Raw genomic sequence first — 16,490 nt, forward strand, 5'->3', positions numbered from 1 at the left:
TACAGTTGTTCTCTACGATAGGTATATAACGAAAAGGGGGATTATGATGGCTATCGTTACATCTCAGCCTAAATTGCTAACAGGCAGCCGTGTATATTTACGTCCCATTAACGGGGAAGATGCGGGGCTATATTATGAACAACTATATGTGGAAGAAACGAGAAGGCTGACGGGCACGCATAAGTTTGCTACTAAAGAGCAAATCTGTCGTTACATCGAGGCAAAATCACAAGACAGCTCATGTGTATTGCTGCTTATCGCATTGAAGGAGTCTGATGAGGTCATTGGTGACATCGCGCTTCAAGATATCGATACCATTAATCGCAGTGCAGGCATTCGTATCGCAATTAGTTATGAGCAGCATCAGGGGCAGGGCTTTGGACAAGAGGCGATGCTATTGCTGCTCGATTATGGATTTGGTGTGCTGAATCTACAGCGAATTGAACTCGAAGTATTTACTTTCAATGCACGTGCTGCGCATGTGTATGAGAAGTTGGGGTTCGTACGTGAAGGGATTAAGCGTAAGGCACTTTATTATCATCATCAATACCATGATGTTATTACGATGAGTATGTTAGCAGACGAGTATCGTAGTAAGTATTGTATATCGGAGTCATGAAATAGGTTGCAGGGAGATAGCTTCGCAAGTCTAGCGTTTAGAAGTAGGCTAGTATCAGTTGAAGTAATACGTTGGATTTGATATTTGTAATAAAATGTTCACAAAAAAGACACAAATTAAGCAGGAAATCAAGAAACATTTTCCTTACTTTTCGACTCTTTACATATAGGTAAATTTCGCCTTATTAAGTCGATCAGGAGGATGCAAGTATGAGGAAAATGCGAGTTCTGTTATCTGCGTTAATGGTTATGAGCTCTTTATCCCTGTTTTCAACGCAAACTCAAGCCGCACCAGCTATAAAAGTCTATATTGATGGAGAGTATTTATCCACACCTCAGCCACCTATTGTGGTAAACAGCAGAACGCTGCTTCCACTCAAATCCGTATTTGAGGGACTGAATGCGACCGTTCATTATGACAGTAAGAAAAGAACGGTAACGTCAAGCAAGGGCGGCACGACAGTTGTATTAAAGCTAGGTTCCAAAATTGCAAAAGTGAATAATAAAAATGTCACGATGGATGTACCTGCACAGACGATAAGAGGCAGAACGATGGTCCCTGTTCGCTTTGTAAGTCAATCATTTGGCGCGCATGCTGATTATGAGCCATATAGCAGAACGGTACACATCTCGACTTCGGATGGCTCTGGCGGCAATCCAAATCCAGGTAAACCGCAAGATCCAGACAATACTTCCTTCTCTCCTATACGGAATGTCAGAGCTGAGATAACGGGTAAGTCTGGTGATGCAAGCGACATTACGGTTCACTTTGATAAGTCTTCTACCGAAGCCAATGTAAAGAACTATCGTATCTTAGTCGTGAAAGCGGACAATTCGAGCAGCTTCAATGAAACAAGAGCGAAGTCAGCATCGTACGGCAATTATACAGAAGTAAATACGCATGGAATCAATCAATCCGTTAACTTGCCAGCGAACCTGCGCGATGTTGATGGTGATGTTATTCGATCGAATCAGTCCTATAAGGTATATATATTGACCCAAGGCCTGAATCAAAGATCAGGATTGTCTTATTCCTCTTCTACGGTGAAGATTCCAGAAAGTGCAACTGGGATCACGGTTACAAATGTGAAGGCTACTGATGTAAGTGATTTTGGGGATGGACGTGATCTATCAGTTAGCTTTTCTAGACCATACAATGATGATGTGGTATCCAATTATCGAGTGATGGTTGTGAAGACGAAGGATGCGCAACGCTTTGATCTCAATGCGGCAAATGCTGTTCCTAGTCAGCATTACAGCACGGTATATAAGAATGGTTCAACACTTACAGAGAAGCTGAACTCGACGGCTAAGGATACAGCAGGCGATTACATTCGCAATGGTGAATCCTATACGGTGTTTGTATTGTCAGTAAGCAACAATTCAAGTGCTTCACCTAATAAGTTGTCTGCTGGATCTGTAATTACATTGGAAGGTGCATCTGGCCTACCAGTCATTACTAAGATTGAGGATGTAAGCAACTATGGAGATGGGCGCGATTTACAAGTAAGCTTTAATCGTGCTGATGATGAATCTAATGTCAGCCAGTATCGTATTTTCGTGGTTAAGTCAAGAAATGCAAGCAGCTTCGATCTTGCACAGGCAGGTAAAGTATCAGCTGGTAGATATACAGAAGTCAGCAAAAATGGCTACTACAACTACAAAGTGAACCTTACTTCTAGTGCGAGAGATGTAGACGGATCATACCTTCGTAATGGGGAAAGCTATCAAGTATTTGTTATGGCGGTGTCTTGGAATAAGGACAGATTGTCTGCTCCATCTCAATTGATGACACTGTCTGATAATAATCATTCGAATGCTCCGACTAATGTAACAGTAAGAGATGTGAATGATTATCAAGATGGTCGAGATTTAACGGTTTCTTTTAATAAAGTTTGGGATGAATCCAGTTTTAATCACTACCGAATTTTCGTTGTGAAATCATCACAGGCGAACAATTTTTCTTTATACAATGCGAATAGCGTGGGAACAGGCAATTTTACGTATGTAAATAAGACAGGCGGAAATATTAGTCAAACCTTGACTTCCTTTACACGTGATGTTGATGGTGTACCGATTAGAAGTGGAGAAAGCTATAAGGTATTTGTAATGGCAATAAACAACAATCAGCATCACAATGTTTTATCTACTGCTTCCGATTCGATTACGTTATCAGGCAACTCAAGCGTGCAGGTAGCCACTAATGTCCAAGTGCGTGACATAAGTGACTTCAATGATGGACGTGATGTGCAAATATCCTTTAACCGAGCAGCAGATGAGTCGAATATTAATCACTATCGTGTCTTAGTCGTCAAAGCTCACCAAGCTGGGAATTTCACATTGGCTCATGCGAACAATGTAAATAGCTCTTATCAAGCTTATGTTAGCAAGACAGGAAAGCATATTACACAGGCACTTTTTGCTGATATGAAAGATGTCGATGGCAATCCTATCCGAAGCGGTGAGAAATACCGAGTTTACGTGATGTCGATTGGTTTATATGGCAACACGTTATCTGCTCCTTCGGGTGAATTCGCTTTATCTGGCACGCTGAATACTAATCCCGTGACAAATGTAACGGCTCAAGTTGTGAACCAACATACAGCAAACCGTAAAATTGATATTAGTTTCATTACGAACGGCAACGATTCTAATGTGAAAGAATATCGGATTTTGCTCGTTCGTGCTGAACAAGCGCATGTGATTAATGCGGCGAGTGCCTTGAGTGTCGCGGAGTCCAACTTTACGAAAGTTTCCAAGCAGGGAGTATATGTAAAGCAGCAAATTTCAGATACGGCTAAGGATATGCTGGGCAATCCGTTGATAAAAGGTGTTGCGTACCGTGCGTACGTTCTTACCGTGGCTAGCAACAATCCATATCAAACGAGTTCACTGTCTAATGGTTATGCTGAGTTTATGTTATCTGAGCAAGCAGTACCTGCTGTGAATTATGTAGCTGCCTATTCAGATGGCAACGGATATAGCTTTAAATCCGTATTTGAAAAACCAGCGAACTCTAATCAAGTAGCTTATTATGCAGCAATGGTCGTACCAACACATGCTGCAGGAAACTTTACGTTGGAGCAGGCTAACCAAGTTCATTCCAATCGCTACAAATTCTCAAGCGGAAACGAAGATAACATGATTACTTGGTCAACTAGTGATGTAGATATTTATGGGAACACTATTCAAAGAGGTGTGCCATATAAAGTATTTGTGCTATCCATTTCTAACGGTGCTAACGGAACTGGCAATGCTTTGTCCGCTGGCTCGAATGAAATTGTGTTGTAATTAATAAGGGGCTCTCTTACCGTCGTAGATGACGGTAAGAGAGCCCCTTTTGTATGTTCCCTTAAATCAGTCAAGCTTTCATGGTGCGTTGTAAGTAAAACATAGTGGCACGCAAGCGTCGATCTATGCATGGTTACACTACAGCAGGTACGATCGATATCAGGACGGCTATAAATACCGTAATAACAGCTAAGCAACCTATCGTAATGAATACAAATGGAGATTGCTTCTTTTGATAGGCCATGACCATCAGAGCAATAAATAGCATAGCCATGAAGCTCAGCAGTATCGTGTAGCTGTTGAAGGCTAAGCCCACTCGCCAGTTGCTGCTCCAGTTCCCTTGGTGCAGCAGATCAAACCATTGTGATACACCATCTGTTTGGAGTACTTGTGCTACATCACGGGGCGAAGCGGAATGCGTCATAAATGCGGTTACTAGCAAAATGACTACAACGATGATCGTCTCTGCGCGCAGCCATTTGATATGCATTCTCTTTCTAAGTAAAAATCCATTGATGAATGCCAAGCTTATCAATACAGCATATAAGAGATGCTTCAGCAGCAAAGCTTGTCCGTAGGGCAGCAGCCAAGAATCCCAATAAGTAGGTGTGATATATTCCATTAGGATTAGACCCGCAGCTGTAATGGCAGTCATACAGCCGATTGCCAGTGGAGAGTACCAGTTCAAGAATGTATTCCAACGTGTCTCACTGGTAGTTAACCAACTGACAATCAGCAAAATGCCGAACCAAAGGCAGACACCAACAAAATGAATCCAATGCGCAAGAAACCCGCCTATGGCATCCACTGATGATGCATGACTCGTCCAAGCGATTAGCACACTCAGCAGCAAGCTCCATACGAACCCTGTAATAGCTGCTCCTTTAGAAGCTTTTACATCGATAAGCTGGGTAAATACCGCTAATAGTATCGCAGCTAAGCAAAGTGTCAGCCATTGAATCCCCATATCGGAAGTTAGAATAAAACGGAATAGTGAGAATTGTTGCCCTGACTGCTCCGCAAGAAACTCTACGATGGAGATAAGGGGTACAAATGATAGCAGCCCTATTAATAAGCTGCTCCCTGTTAACAGATAAGTAGGTAGTGTATAAGTCGGACGCATGCGTTCAGGGAGTGAATATAGAAATAGTCCGCCAATTAAAATAGCGAAGCATACGTATAAAGCAGCTTCTGTAATAGTTAACAACCCGATCATCAATTAGCGTCTTTCTTCTTCATAATAAAGAACAATACGATCACAGCAATCCCGAGCACAACCACGATAATAGGGAGCAAGAGACTGTCACCGTTAACTTTGGACGTACTTTGCTGCCCATCTACAGATACAGCTGTTTCTGTTGTTGATGTTGGATCATTTTTCACAGCAGCGTCTTTGGATACAGCATTGTTTTCTGGATTAACCGTTGTTTCTGTTTGGTTATTATCTTTATTAGCTGTAGCTTGCTCATTTTGTACGGTAAATTGGTAATTGCCATGAATAAGATGTCCATCCGCTCCGATGATGGACCAGTTTACTGTTATTTTCCCATTAGGTAATGGAGCTGCTGTCGTACCTTTCAAAGTAGCTCCGTCAATTTGGATCGTATCGATACCAATTGCTTGTCCAGCTTCATTTTCAAGTGCAAACTTGCTTCCTTCGAGTATGTCTGTATTGAATGTTAATTGAAGTGCTTTGACATCTTCCTTCACGACTGCATCTATGGCAGGAATCGACTCCGTAAGAGTACTATGAGCCCATACTTGGGTAGGGATTAGAATAAGGTAGAGGCTTAGTATACATGCAAAAAACTTTCTCATCTGTCTATGCATCCTTTCCTTGTGTGTAATCATGATGTACCATTCGAACTTGTTGGGAACTCATTTATCTTACCGAAAACTAGATAGGATGAATACCTTTTTAGCATTAATCTTATCCGGATAAAGGAAATGTTGTGACAGCCTATTCACATTCGTAATCGAGTCGGTACATGGTTTGGTTTCTTAGAGTTGATCAACTATGTAGGCATGGAGGTTTACGTGTGGTAAGGTAAGGCGATAAGAAATAAGGAGTATCGTTAATGGAAGGGGAATCATTGTGGCTAAGCAGAAGTATTACGTCGTATGGGTTGGGAATACACCTGGTATCTATACGAATTGGAATGAATGTAAAGTACAGGTTGAGGCATTTAAGGATGCCAAATATAAATCATTTACGTCAAAAGAAGAAGCAGAACAAGCCTATAAAGATGGTTGGACTCGTCACTATGGGAAGAGCAGCAAACATTCATCAGAGAAAGGGCGGTCTACTGCTTCATCAGGGATAAATACGACAGCCGCAATTGATTATAATAGTATCTCAGTAGACGTTGGTACGAAGGGGAATCCGGGTCCAATTGAATATAGGGGTGTCGATACGCAAACAGGGGAAGTTATATTTGCTCACGGTCCAGTTCAGAACGGAACGAACAATTTGGGAGAGTTTTTAGCGATTGTTCATTCATTGGCATACTTAAAGAAACAGGGCAGCAACAAGACAGTGTACAGTGATTCTCAAACTGCGTTGAAGTGGGTGCGTGAGAAGAAGGTAGCTACGACACTGGAGCGGAATGAGTCAACTAAGGAAGTATGGACATTGGTAGATCGGGCGTTGCAATGGCTGCAAGCAAATAGTTATGATAACAAGCTGCTTAAGTGGCAGACACAGCAGTGGGGCGAGATTAAAGCAGACTATGGTAGAAAGTAAAAGGAAGCACAAAAAACACGGATCATAGTGATCGGTGTTTTTTTGTTGAGATGAACATTTAACGATGGAGTTGTCCGCGGATTTCTCCATTCGGATGCTTAACCGTATGAACGTTAACGTAAGCATTGCCGCTTCTGATCTCACTGACTAAGTCTGCAATCGTTCTGCCAGCCAATGGGCCGACTAGATCGTTGCTTGTTAATACGCCTGTAACGAAGCCCTTTTTAACCGATATAGGGAATTTAGTTGTGCCGAACAAAAATGCGACAATAGGCCCGTTGGCTCCTTTTCTTCCAAGATGAATGTGTGCTTGAAGTACTTTGGAAATATTACGGACAGCAAGTCGAAACCTGATCTGCGTTCCGTTATTAATCACCTTAAGTACCGCAATTCCTGATGCTTTCGTTTTGACTGGTGGAACTTCGTTACGACCTCTTAAGACAGCCTTAAAAGGTTTCGAACGTTTTAAAGTGCCGATGAATATCCACTCCCTTTATGTGAAGTTGATTTAACTTATTCGACAGTAAGGGAATACGGTTGTGTTTCTGACCAGAGGAGAAAAATAAATAGATAAAAGCCGTCATGTTTATCTAAGCATGCGCATATGATATCAGTAGTGGCTTCAATAACATCGTTTACTCTCATTCCCAAGATTGCCCGCCACAATCGATGTTGGAAAAATTTTTTCCTATTGTGAAAGTTTTTCGCTTAAATGTGTTATAATACAACTATCGAAGTTATTGCACGCTGAAATAAGTGCCCCGAACATAGCGTTTGGGGCACTTATTGTATCGCATGTGAATCTTGAAAAGAAAGAGGGATGGTTCATGTATAATTCACGTAAGAAGCCTCAAGATGACATTCCTGAAGAAATCACATCCATATGGGCTTGTACAAGTGAGGACTGTAAAGGTTGGATGAGAGATAACTTTGTCTTCTCATCTGAGCCAACGTGCGTTCAGTGCAACTCGCCAATGGTTAAGAGCGAAAGAAAGCTGGCCGTGCTTGTTAATACAAGTCCGAGTCAGTCAAAGAAATAAATGAAGAGGCAAGTCAAAGACCACCCTATGGGTGGTTTTTTTCTTGCATGGGTAAAGGGCATATTTATGATCTCAAGAGGCTTATAACGAGATTGTGAATGGTATTGAGATAGAAAGGTGACAAAGTGGAGCGGAATAATAAGTATAAAAAGGTTGACATTCCGTTATTTTATAAAATATGATTATTATGGAAGGTTAATTGGCCAATAAACTTCTAATCATCTGCCAATTTCAAAGGCGTAGGAGGAAGAAGTGTGAAATTAAATAAGTTCATGTTACTAGCTTTATGTGCAATCATGCTGTTCGTCATACCTGTTCAAGCGGGCGCAAGCTCCAATGATCAGCAGTTGGACCAAATTGTATCTCTCCATGGAAATGGTTTGACGAAAGAGGAATTGAAGCAAACAATTGATGAATTATCCACGCGTTCAGGTCTTTCTAAGCAACAAATTACGTCACAAATTCAAAATGAACTTCTGGATCAACCAGAGGACATCATTGCGTACGGTACCCCTGTTGAAGGCGGAACCATACAACTAGACTCAAGCGCAAAGGGGAATTTATTTTATCAGCCTGCCTCGTTCGCTGGAGTTGAGCATGGTCATGTCGGATTGTATTATACTCCAAGCACTATCGTTGAATCCTCAAGCCCTAAATATGGCGTTATCCTCGCTGCTGTAGCTGACCGCAAAGTAAAGAGCGGAGCACGTATTATGAAAGTTAACTCCACCTCAGTCGCTCAAAACCACAGTGCAACAGAATGGGCAAAAACAAAAGTCGGTTATGATTATGACATTAAATTTTTCGACAATCGCTTCTGTAACACTAACTCCTACAACTGTTCCCAACTCGTATGGTGTGCATTTAAGCAAGTAGCAAATATCGATTTAGATAAGAACGGCGGCTGGGGCGTTTATCCGAAAGATATCCGTGATTCCAGTCTGATTACGACTCTAAAATCGTACAACTAATTATTGAATTACGAACATATTGCACGAGTGATTAAAATAGAGGTTCAGCATTGACTGGACCTCTAAATCTATGTTTTTGGGAGAATACATATGAAACTAGTATTTGCATTAGCACTGATGCTTCTAGCGTCATCTTGTACAAGCTCTAGTTCGGGTGAAAAACCAAAGCTCGGCGGAACCAGCCCGCACGCTATCGTCTATTATTCTACGGATCTCCCCAATGAGCGTATTGGCGATGGACTAAGCTATTTATTCCTGATTGATCGGGAAGGAAAGCTAACCAAAATTAAAAAAAGGGGGTTGGAATTAAACTCCATCATTCCGTTTGGTCCATCGCTGCTGCTGAATCAGAAGGAACAGTTACTAACGATTCGGAAAAACGGTGATATCCAGACGGCTTCCTATAAGAAAGATTGTACGGTACCAGCTGGTTATGGACAGTCGTCAGGGAAGCTGAGTGACGGCAAGGCGTATTACTCCATATTCAATGGCCGATTCAGCGAAGATATGAAGTACTACATTTCCAAAATACGTTGGGGGACGGAGTCGCATCATTACTGCCAAGACATTAAAGCCTATATCGAAACTACAGGGGATGATGGGAATCATATTTATTTTCTTTCCTCTGATATTGCTGATCCTGCTAAAAAGTCATTTCATAAACTATCTGTTCAGGGCGAACGAATGACACATGATCAATCCTTTTTAGAAAAAAGCAACGCAGAAGGAAGATTTATGTTCACGAAGCTGGTTGGGCATGGCAACGATATGATAGGTATTTACGCGGATTTAGTTGGCAATAAGGTAGAGCTGAATCTTATGCAGATTCATAAAGATAATAAAGTCCCTTTCAAGAAACATCCTCTTCTTCAATACGAAGGCAACAATTCGCATTACTACTTCTTTAATAAAGACAGTATTTATGTTAATAATGAACAGATTTACTTCGTGGATGGATATGGTGATGTGTACGTGTATCAGTTGCAGCAGAAGAAGCTGGAGAAGAAATTCCATCTGAAAGATTATAAGCGTGAATCACGATTGCAAGATGAGATGGTTTATTTTCGCAACGGTCATCTATACTTCTATCGATTTAATGAAAAGGTAAAGTCACATCAAATTGAAACCTATAATTTGCAGGGCGACTTCAAAAGCACGCTGCTATTACCCGATCTGAAAAAAGAGTTAGGAAGAGATTCTGTGTTCTTATATGATTTTAAAGTTGTACATCCTTGAAGTAAAAAGGAAGGCGCCTTAGGCCCTTCCTTTTTTGCTGTCCCGGCTCACATGACCGGTCGATTTCATAATGTCAGCAAGTTCTTTATCGCTTAAATCACGCCACTGTCCTTTTTTCAGGCTGCCCAGATCAATGTTCATAATACGGACGCGCTTCAGCTTGACGACCTTATAGCCGAACACTTCGCACATGCGGCGAATTTGGCGGTTTAATCCTTGTGTCAGTACGATATTGAACATGCGCTCGCCAATTTGGGTGACTTGGCAGGGCTTTGTTTTTGTACCTAAAATACGGACGCCGCGGGACATGCCATCTACGAACGTTTGATTAAGAGGCTTATCTACGGTGACAATGTATTCTTTATCATGATCGTTTTCGGCGCGCAAGATTTTGTTGACGATATCGCCATCATTGGTAAGCAGGATCAACCCTTCGGAATCTTTGTCCAAGCGGCCAATGGGGAAGATGCGCTCTTTGTGATTTACGAAGTCAACGATATTGCCTTTAACATGATGTTCAGTCGTACTGGTAATGCCAACAGGCTTATTCAGAGCAATATATACCGTATTTCTTTTGTCGCCAATTGGTTTGCCGTCCACACGAACATCATCGCCGGCTTCTACCGTGCTTCCTAACTCAGCTAGCTTGCCATTAATCGTAACACGCTTTGCATCTACCCATTTGTCAGCTTCCCGTCTGGAGCAGATGCCTGTCTCACTAATAAATTTATTAATTCTCATCGGTAATTCCTTTCTATGTCATGGCTAATTCCTTCTATATGCAGGTTTGAATCATACTCGTTTTTTTTCAACATGGACTATTATACTATATTTCTTGCTAACAAGAAGGTTATACATTTGGCTGTTGATTAGGAAGGGATTGACATGGTTATATTTAACAAGTATAGTTGATTACACGACTAACCAACCAATCTAGCAGGAGGTGATCGCAGTGGAATTACTGAACGATGATGGCCGTCCAATATTTATACAAATAGCCGAGCGTATTGAAGATGACATCATCGAAGGTAGATTATCTGGAGAGTCCCCGGTACCTTCCAAGAATCAATTTGCATCCTTTTATCAGATTAATCCGGCGACAGCAGCGAAAGGTGTTACTTTGCTTGTAGAGAGAGGGATCTTGTACAAGAAGCGGGGGATAGGGATGTTTGTAGCAGAAGGTGCGCTCGAAATACTCATCGAGAATCGGAAAGAAAGATTTTTTGAGCAGTATGTAATTACTATGATGCGTGAAGCGGAGAAGTTGGGCATTACGGCTGATCAACTGACTGAAATGATTGCGAGGGGGGGCAAGCAGGGATGAGTCACATTATTGCATTGCAGCGAGTAACTAAGTCATACGGTGGTATAACAGCTATTCACGAACTTTCTCTTTCCTTAGCGCCGAACAAAATATATGGACTACTCGGTAGAAATGGGGCAGGGAAGACGACATTACTTCATATGCTCGCAGCACAGTTGTTTGCTAGTAGCGGCGATGTGAAGGTGTTCGGGGAAGATCCATTTGAAAATGAATCTGTTTTGCGGCAAATATGCTTTATCAAGGAAAGCCAGAAATACCCGGAAACGTTTCGTGTTGTAGATGTGTTAAAAGTTTCTGCAGCATTATTTCCGAACTGGGACGTTAACTATGCCAATTCCCTTATCGATGACTTTGGCTTACCGTTGAAGCGGAATGTTCACAAATTATCCCGAGGTATGCTTGCATCGCTAGGTATTATCGTGGGGCTTGCTAGCCGAGCGCCGATTACAATTTTCGATGAGCCTTATCTCGGTCTTGATGCAATAGCTAGAGGCATATTCTACGATCGTTTGCTTGGGGATTATGAGGAGTATCCAAGAACGATCATTCTGTCTACTCACCTGATTGATGAAGCGAGTAGAATACTTGAGCATGTCATTCTCCTTGAGCAGGGCAGTGTCTTGATTGATGAAGATGTCGACCAGCTTAGAGAGAGGGCATTTACAGTTGTTGGAGCAGCATCTACAGTAGAAGGTTTCCTAGTAGGCAAGGAGGTTGTCCATCGTGAAGCGTTTGGGGGTTTGCTCAAGGCAACGCTACTGGGGAATCGAAGCGGAGATAATTGTCGACAGCAAGCGCAGGAGCTTGATTTGGAAATTGTCCCTTTATCGCTGCAGCAGCTTGTCGTGTATGTAACAAGTGCAACGTATGAGAGAAAGGTGGTTGAATCCAGATGAATCGAATACAAGGTGTCATGACAATATATCTCAGAGAAAAATGGACTTGGTTCTGGACTCCTCTAATCGTGCTAAGTTCTACCTTAATTCCTAACCTAATCATTAGCGCTTTCGTAGATTATTTTGTATCGCTTACTTTCATTGTTGCATCAGCAAGTCTGGTGTATATGTTCGTCACAGGGATCGTATGCGTGCCACAGACATTTTCGTTTGCGATTAGTATGCAGGTGAGGAGAAAGGATTATTTCTTCGGTAGTTCCCTCATGGCTGCTATGATCTCAGCAGGCTTGACGGTAATTTCTCTTATTCTCCTTCTATTGGAACGGAAAGGGTCCAATCGATGGGGGCTCCAATTCGTGGATGGCCTCAATATAATCGAACTGTTCGGGATTATGTTTGTGTTATTCATGTCGTGCTTCTACATCGGATTGATGATCTCAAGTGCGTTTCAGCGTTTTAAAGCCAAAGGGCTGCTAACTGTGCTGGTCATCTTAATTCTAACTCCTTGCTTAATTGCGCTATTGGCTGCCTATGAAAGTGGTTGGCAAAGCTTGTACGTGTGGCTAACTTCTATCGCAATTGTTGAGCTTGTATTATGGTCTATTCCAATTTCTATCCTCAGTAGCCTGTTATCTTATCGTATGCTGCGCAGATCCTCCGTCTAATGATATTTTACTTCTTAGTTTCTCTTAGTTACTTCCTAGTTCAGTCAAACTTTTCAAGGTAACAGCGAAAAACCTTCGCTCCACGATGCTGGGGGAAGGTTTTATGCGTTTATTTCATGCTATTAACGATTAGCTCTGTTAGTTCAATTAGTCCCGTTCATTCATTATACCTCTTCGTCGCCTGTTAAATATCGCAAGCTGTCCAAGAATGACAGCAGCTCTTTATTGAATTTCTCCCGTTCATCATAGAAACTACCATGTCCTGAATGCTCAAATGGGACAAGAAGAGAGCCTTTTATGCCTTCATTCATGACAATAGCCAGCGGATAAGGGGTGATTTTGTCCAGCTTGCCGTGGAAAATAGCTGTTGGAACATGAATCTTGCTGAGGTCTGCACGCAGATCCTCGTCTCGCAGCGACTTTAACGTTTCATAGGTTGCATGAGAGTCAGCTTCTAGTCCGAGCAGTTGGAACCAATTGCGGAAGCTGTCGCTGATCGGCTGGGCAAAAAAGTTTTTTCCAAAGTCGGTCAGCAGCTGCGGGCGGTCTTTATCAACCTGCTCCAGCAGGTCATCGATTTCGGCTTTGGTGCTCCCATAGGGGAAGCCAGGCCTTTGGGTAAAGGCGGGTGCTGCAGCACCAACAAGTATGAGCTGTGACACTCTTTTCCCTGCATGACGCGCCATGTAGCGAATCGCAATAGCTCCTCCCATGGAGAACCCGATAAGCCGTACATTTTTCAAGCGAAGGGCTTCCAGCACTTCATATATATCATCGGCCATCCTATCATAGGAATAGCCTTGCCATGGCCGGTCAGACTTGCCAAATCCCCGTAGATCAATGCCAATTGTGCGATATCCGTACTTTGGCAGCTGCGAAGTTTGATACTCGAACATATGGTGATTGACGGGCCATCCATGGATAAGGACGACCGGAGTGCCAGTGCCAACATCCTCTACATATACATTCACATCTTTTTCAACTGTCACGTAATATCCCATCATACATCACTCCCTCTATAGCTGTTATGTTGTTATGCTGTAGTACAAGGTAATGAGAACGTGAAGGTCGAGCCAGCCCCAACCTCGCTGGATACGGTAATCATGCCACCCATTAACTCTACAAGCTTCTTGCAAATAGCAAGCCCAAGACCTGTTCCTCCGTATTTGCGATTAATCGCTGGATGAAGCTGCGTAAAGGACTGGAACAGCAAATGCTGCTTGTCCATATCGATGCCAATGCCTGTATCCTGTATGGAGCAAATAAGCAGCATATCACGATCATCCGCGCCTCTGGCCATTTCAATGGTGATGCGAATGCTTCCTAATTCGGTGAACTTGATTGCATTGCTGGTCAGGTTGAGCAGCACTTGCCTAATCCTTGGAGCGTCTCCTAAGAAGAGCGGAAAATCGTTAGCGATCGAATACGTTAAGGCAAGTTCTTTTTCTGCTGCCCTTGCACGGAATAGATCCATGATCGTATCCATAACGGATTGCATATCTACCGGTTCATGATGAAGATCCATCTTGCCTGCTTCAATCTTGCTGAAATCAAGTATCTCGTTAAGAAGGTGGAGCAGGCTGTCGCTGCTCTGCTTTACGATCTCGGTATACATCTGCTGTTCTTCTGTCAAATGAGTATCACCCAGTAAATTGATCATGCCGATAATTCCATTCATCGGGGTGCGCAGTTCATGACTGACGACTGCTAAAAATTCAGACTTGGCACGATCTGCTTGCTCAGCAGCTTCCTTCGCCTTTATTAGCTCTTTCGCATTCGTAACATCGTGAAAGGTTACGACAGCACCTTTACGCTCGCCTTTGTCATAGATCGGTGTAACTTGATAGCTGGCTAGGAAGCTGGTTCCGTCCTTGCGCCAGAAGACAGCTTCGTTGGTTTGCAGCGATATTCCTTTGAGCAATGCTAACTGGATCGGCGTCTCATGAACAGGATAGTAGCAGTTATCAGACCCTATTTGCTCGATCCATCCAAGATGATTACTTCCACACCATTCCTCTTGAGTGAAGCCAAGCATAGCTGCGCCAGAAGGATTAATAAACATAGAGCGGCCATCTAGTTCGAGTTCAAATATGCCTTCCGTCACAGAATTGAGAATTAGCGAATGCTCATTGCTCAACTTCTCAATTTGATCAATATAGCGCATTCGTTCTGTAATATCTGTCGTAATGCCGTACACGCCGACAATTTGATTATCTAAAATAATCGGAACATTAATGACACTCACATCAATTCGGTGGCCGTCACGATGCTTGAGCCCAATCTCATACATTTGCGGCAGTCCTTGTTTGGCAAGATTAAAGTGATGCGATGTTTTTTCTAGATCATCCGGGTCAACGAGCGGCCCGAAATGACACTCGATCAGCTCTTGCTGCGTATATCCAGTTAATACTTCTTGGCCATGATTCGCGCTTAACAAGTTGCCTTCTAAGTCAAGTGAAGCGATGCCTGAAGGATTGTATTCAAACAAGGACTTGTACTCTTGAAGTTGGAGATCTAATCGCTTGCGTTCCGTAATATCTCGAGAAATGGCGATTAGCTCTTGCACCTGTCCATGCTCATCATAGCTGCATTGGCTTGTCGTTTCGAACCACATGTACGCACCATCATGACGACGGAAGCGGAAGGAAACCGGCTCAGATGCTTTCCCCTGCATAATGTTAGATAAATACATGCGGAGTGCATCTGCATCATGAGGATGAACATAACTTGTCCCTGTTGTACCTATCATTTCTTCTGGCTCATAGCCTAGCATGCGGCGACATATTGGCGAAGCATACAGAAAAGTTGCCTCGTCATCAGGTGCATGACGGGAAATAAAGTCGAGCGCATATTCAGAGATATGTCGATAGTTCTTCTCGCTTTCCTGCAAACGTTGCTCTGTTCGTACCCGTGCTGTAATATCTTGAACCATCCCAATGAGCTGAATCGGTTTGCCGTTTCCATCCTTAAGTATTTCCCATTGGGCATGGACCGTCTTTTTGACTTGTCCAGGTAGATTGATTCGATGGATAACATCACCAGATTTACCGTGAATGATCGCTTCATGGATACAATGTTCGATTTTGGCATAATCGTCAGGATGTACGAACTGCGAGAAGGGAATCTCATTGATATAAGTTGGTTGAAGCATATGATCAAAAATAAGACGAGCTTCTTGTGAAAAGTGCAGGCGATCATTGATCAAATCCCAGTACCAAGAGCCCATATTGGCAATGCGAAAGGCTTGGGACATGGACTGGTACAAGCATTCATGATCCGCATGTATTGATTTCTCGGATTCTAGATGTGCTTTTTGTGCACTAATATCAACGGCCTCTTGAACCAGATACATAGGCAATCCCGATTCAGGATTGAAAAATATCGAAACCGTTACAGATGCCCATACTTCATGCCCAGCCTTGTGTAGATAGCGCTTCTGCATTGTATACTTTGCTTCCGCAGATGCTCGAACTTGCGCTAGTATATATTCCACATCGCACCGGTTTTGATCATCCGGATGCGTTAATGCCTTGTCGGTAACATTCAATATTTCAGTTGGCGTATAACCAAGCATATTGCTGTAAGCAGGATTGATGCTTATCCATGTTCCATTAGTAGATAAGAGCGCGAGACCGTTCGAAGCTTGATTAACCATATAAGCAAATACTGCACTGTCCATTTGACCTGTCATGATTGGGCTGCCTCA

15 protein-coding genes are annotated in these 16,490 nt (G+C 42.7%); 9 read left to right on the plus strand and 6 right to left on the minus strand.

Annotation, left to right across the window (positions count from 1 at the left end; translation table 11 throughout):
• Positions 1–46 precede the first annotated feature (46 nt).
• Positions 47–619 (plus strand): GNAT family N-acetyltransferase, encoded by a 573-nt coding sequence (locus NQ117_RS14940; RefSeq protein WP_258278826.1) that lies wholly within the window; start codon positions 47–49, stop codon positions 617–619.
• 209 nt (positions 620–828) lie between these two features.
• On the plus strand, positions 829–3,909 hold the full coding sequence (locus NQ117_RS14945; protein ID WP_258278827.1) for a copper amine oxidase N-terminal domain-containing protein: 3,081 nt from the start codon (positions 829–831) through the stop codon (positions 3,907–3,909).
• Between the two features lie 133 nt (positions 3,910–4,042).
• Here NQ117_RS14945 and NQ117_RS14950 read toward each other — a convergent pair whose 3' ends face one another.
• Together NQ117_RS14950 and NQ117_RS14955 are read right to left on the minus strand one after the other, a co-directional pair.
• A complete protein-coding gene (locus tag NQ117_RS14950) occupies positions 4,043–5,125 on the minus strand; it encodes a copper resistance D family protein (RefSeq protein WP_258279057.1) in 1,083 nt (360 codons plus the stop codon).
• On the minus strand, positions 5,125–5,727 hold the full coding sequence (locus NQ117_RS14955) for a copper resistance CopC family protein (RefSeq protein ID WP_258278828.1): 603 nt from the start codon (positions 5,725–5,727) through the stop codon (positions 5,125–5,127). The genes NQ117_RS14950 and NQ117_RS14955 overlap by 1 nt, the downstream gene beginning before the upstream one ends.
• Positions 5,728–6,004: 277 nt before the next feature.
• On the opposite strand from NQ117_RS14955, the gene rnhA reads away from it, so the two are divergent.
• Positions 6,005–6,652 (plus strand): ribonuclease H, encoded by a 648-nt coding sequence (rnhA, locus tag NQ117_RS14960; RefSeq protein ID WP_258278829.1) that lies wholly within the window; start codon positions 6,005–6,007, stop codon positions 6,650–6,652.
• A 58-nt stretch (positions 6,653–6,710) separates the two neighbouring features.
• On the opposite strand, the gene NQ117_RS14965 is transcribed toward rnhA, so the two are convergent.
• A complete protein-coding gene (locus NQ117_RS14965; RefSeq protein ID WP_258279058.1) occupies positions 6,711–7,130 on the minus strand; it encodes a CHRD domain-containing protein in 420 nt (139 codons plus the stop codon).
• 349 nt (positions 7,131–7,479) lie between these two features.
• On the opposite strand from NQ117_RS14965, the gene NQ117_RS14970 reads away from it, so the two are divergent.
• The 3 genes from NQ117_RS14970 to NQ117_RS14980 all read left to right on the plus strand — a co-directional run bounded on the left by NQ117_RS14970 (position 7,480) and on the right by NQ117_RS14980 (position 9,899).
• Positions 7,480–7,692, plus strand: a complete 213-nt coding sequence (locus NQ117_RS14970) for a cold-shock protein (RefSeq protein WP_028594471.1) — start codon at positions 7,480–7,482, stop codon at positions 7,690–7,692.
• Positions 7,693–7,946: 254 nt separating this feature from the next.
• Positions 7,947–8,663, plus strand: a complete 717-nt coding sequence (locus tag NQ117_RS14975; RefSeq protein WP_258278830.1) for a YiiX/YebB-like N1pC/P60 family cysteine hydrolase — start codon at positions 7,947–7,949, stop codon at positions 8,661–8,663.
• Between the two features lie 90 nt (positions 8,664–8,753).
• A complete protein-coding gene (locus NQ117_RS14980; RefSeq protein WP_258278831.1) occupies positions 8,754–9,899 on the plus strand; it encodes a hypothetical protein in 1,146 nt (381 codons plus the stop codon).
• Between the two features lie 18 nt (positions 9,900–9,917).
• On the opposite strand, the gene rluF is transcribed toward NQ117_RS14980, so the two are convergent.
• The gene (gene rluF, locus NQ117_RS14985) at positions 9,918–10,640 is read right to left on the minus strand and encodes a 23S rRNA pseudouridine(2604) synthase RluF (RefSeq protein WP_258278832.1); all 723 of its coding nucleotides are present in this window, start codon (positions 10,638–10,640) and stop codon (positions 9,918–9,920) included.
• 211 nt (positions 10,641–10,851) lie between these two features.
• Between rluF and NQ117_RS14990 the strand changes: the two genes are divergently transcribed.
• From NQ117_RS14990 to NQ117_RS15000, 3 genes are read left to right on the plus strand one after another with little or no spacing between them, the layout of a single operon-like run.
• Positions 10,852–11,223, plus strand: coding sequence for a GntR family transcriptional regulator (locus NQ117_RS14990; protein ID WP_258278833.1), 372 nt, complete (start codon positions 10,852–10,854; stop codon positions 11,221–11,223).
• A complete protein-coding gene (locus NQ117_RS14995; RefSeq protein WP_258278834.1) occupies positions 11,220–12,119 on the plus strand; it encodes an ABC transporter ATP-binding protein in 900 nt (299 codons plus the stop codon). The genes NQ117_RS14990 and NQ117_RS14995 overlap by 4 nt, the downstream gene beginning before the upstream one ends.
• Positions 12,116–12,784 carry a hypothetical protein gene (locus tag NQ117_RS15000; protein ID WP_258278835.1) on the plus strand — a complete coding sequence of 223 codons (669 nt, stop codon included), beginning with the start codon at positions 12,116–12,118 and terminating at the stop codon, positions 12,782–12,784. The genes NQ117_RS14995 and NQ117_RS15000 overlap by 4 nt, the downstream gene beginning before the upstream one ends.
• Before the next feature lie 164 nt (positions 12,785–12,948).
• On the opposite strand, the gene NQ117_RS15005 is transcribed toward NQ117_RS15000, so the two are convergent.
• The gene (locus tag NQ117_RS15005) at positions 12,949–13,785 is read right to left on the minus strand and encodes an alpha/beta fold hydrolase (RefSeq protein WP_258279059.1); all 837 of its coding nucleotides are present in this window, start codon (positions 13,783–13,785) and stop codon (positions 12,949–12,951) included.
• Between the two features lie 32 nt (positions 13,786–13,817).
• On the minus strand, positions 13,818–16,475 hold the full coding sequence (locus NQ117_RS15010) for a PAS domain S-box protein (protein WP_258278836.1): 2,658 nt from the start codon (positions 16,473–16,475) through the stop codon (positions 13,818–13,820).
• Positions 16,476–16,490: the final 15 nt, after the last annotated feature.

It is taken from the genome of Paenibacillus sp. SC116 (assembly GCF_024733555.1).
In the GTDB taxonomy this organism is placed as follows: Bacteria; Bacillota; Bacilli; order Paenibacillales; family Paenibacillaceae; genus Paenibacillus_B.

What these genes read in the sequence shown, in the direction of transcription:
- NQ117_RS14980 (WP_258278831.1), top strand. Translation starts at nt 8,754, where the DNA reads ATGAAACTAGTATTTGCATTAGCACTGATGCTTCTAGCGTCATCTTGT.
- NQ117_RS15005 (WP_258279059.1), bottom strand. Translation starts at nt 13,785, where the DNA reads ATGGGATATTACGTGACAGTTGAAAAAGATGTGAATGTATATGTAGAG.
- NQ117_RS15000 (WP_258278835.1), top strand. Translation starts at nt 12,116, where the DNA reads ATGAATCGAATACAAGGTGTCATGACAATATATCTCAGAGAAAAATGG.
- NQ117_RS14950 (WP_258279057.1), bottom strand. Translation starts at nt 5,125, where the DNA reads ATGATCGGGTTGTTAACTATTACAGAAGCTGCTTTATACGTATGCTTC.
- NQ117_RS14955 (WP_258278828.1), bottom strand. Translation starts at nt 5,727, where the DNA reads ATGAGAAAGTTTTTTGCATGTATACTAAGCCTCTACCTTATTCTAATC.
- NQ117_RS14970 (WP_028594471.1), top strand. Translation starts at nt 7,480, where the DNA reads ATGTATAATTCACGTAAGAAGCCTCAAGATGACATTCCTGAAGAAATC.
- NQ117_RS14945 (WP_258278827.1), top strand. Translation starts at nt 829, where the DNA reads ATGAGGAAAATGCGAGTTCTGTTATCTGCGTTAATGGTTATGAGCTCT.
- NQ117_RS14995 (WP_258278834.1), top strand. Translation starts at nt 11,220, where the DNA reads ATGAGTCACATTATTGCATTGCAGCGAGTAACTAAGTCATACGGTGGT.
- NQ117_RS14940 (WP_258278826.1), top strand. Translation starts at nt 47, where the DNA reads ATGGCTATCGTTACATCTCAGCCTAAATTGCTAACAGGCAGCCGTGTA.
- NQ117_RS15010 (WP_258278836.1), bottom strand. Translation starts at nt 16,475, where the DNA reads ATGACAGGTCAAATGGACAGTGCAGTATTTGCTTATATGGTTAATCAA.
- rluF (WP_258278832.1), bottom strand. Translation starts at nt 10,640, where the DNA reads ATGAGAATTAATAAATTTATTAGTGAGACAGGCATCTGCTCCAGACGG.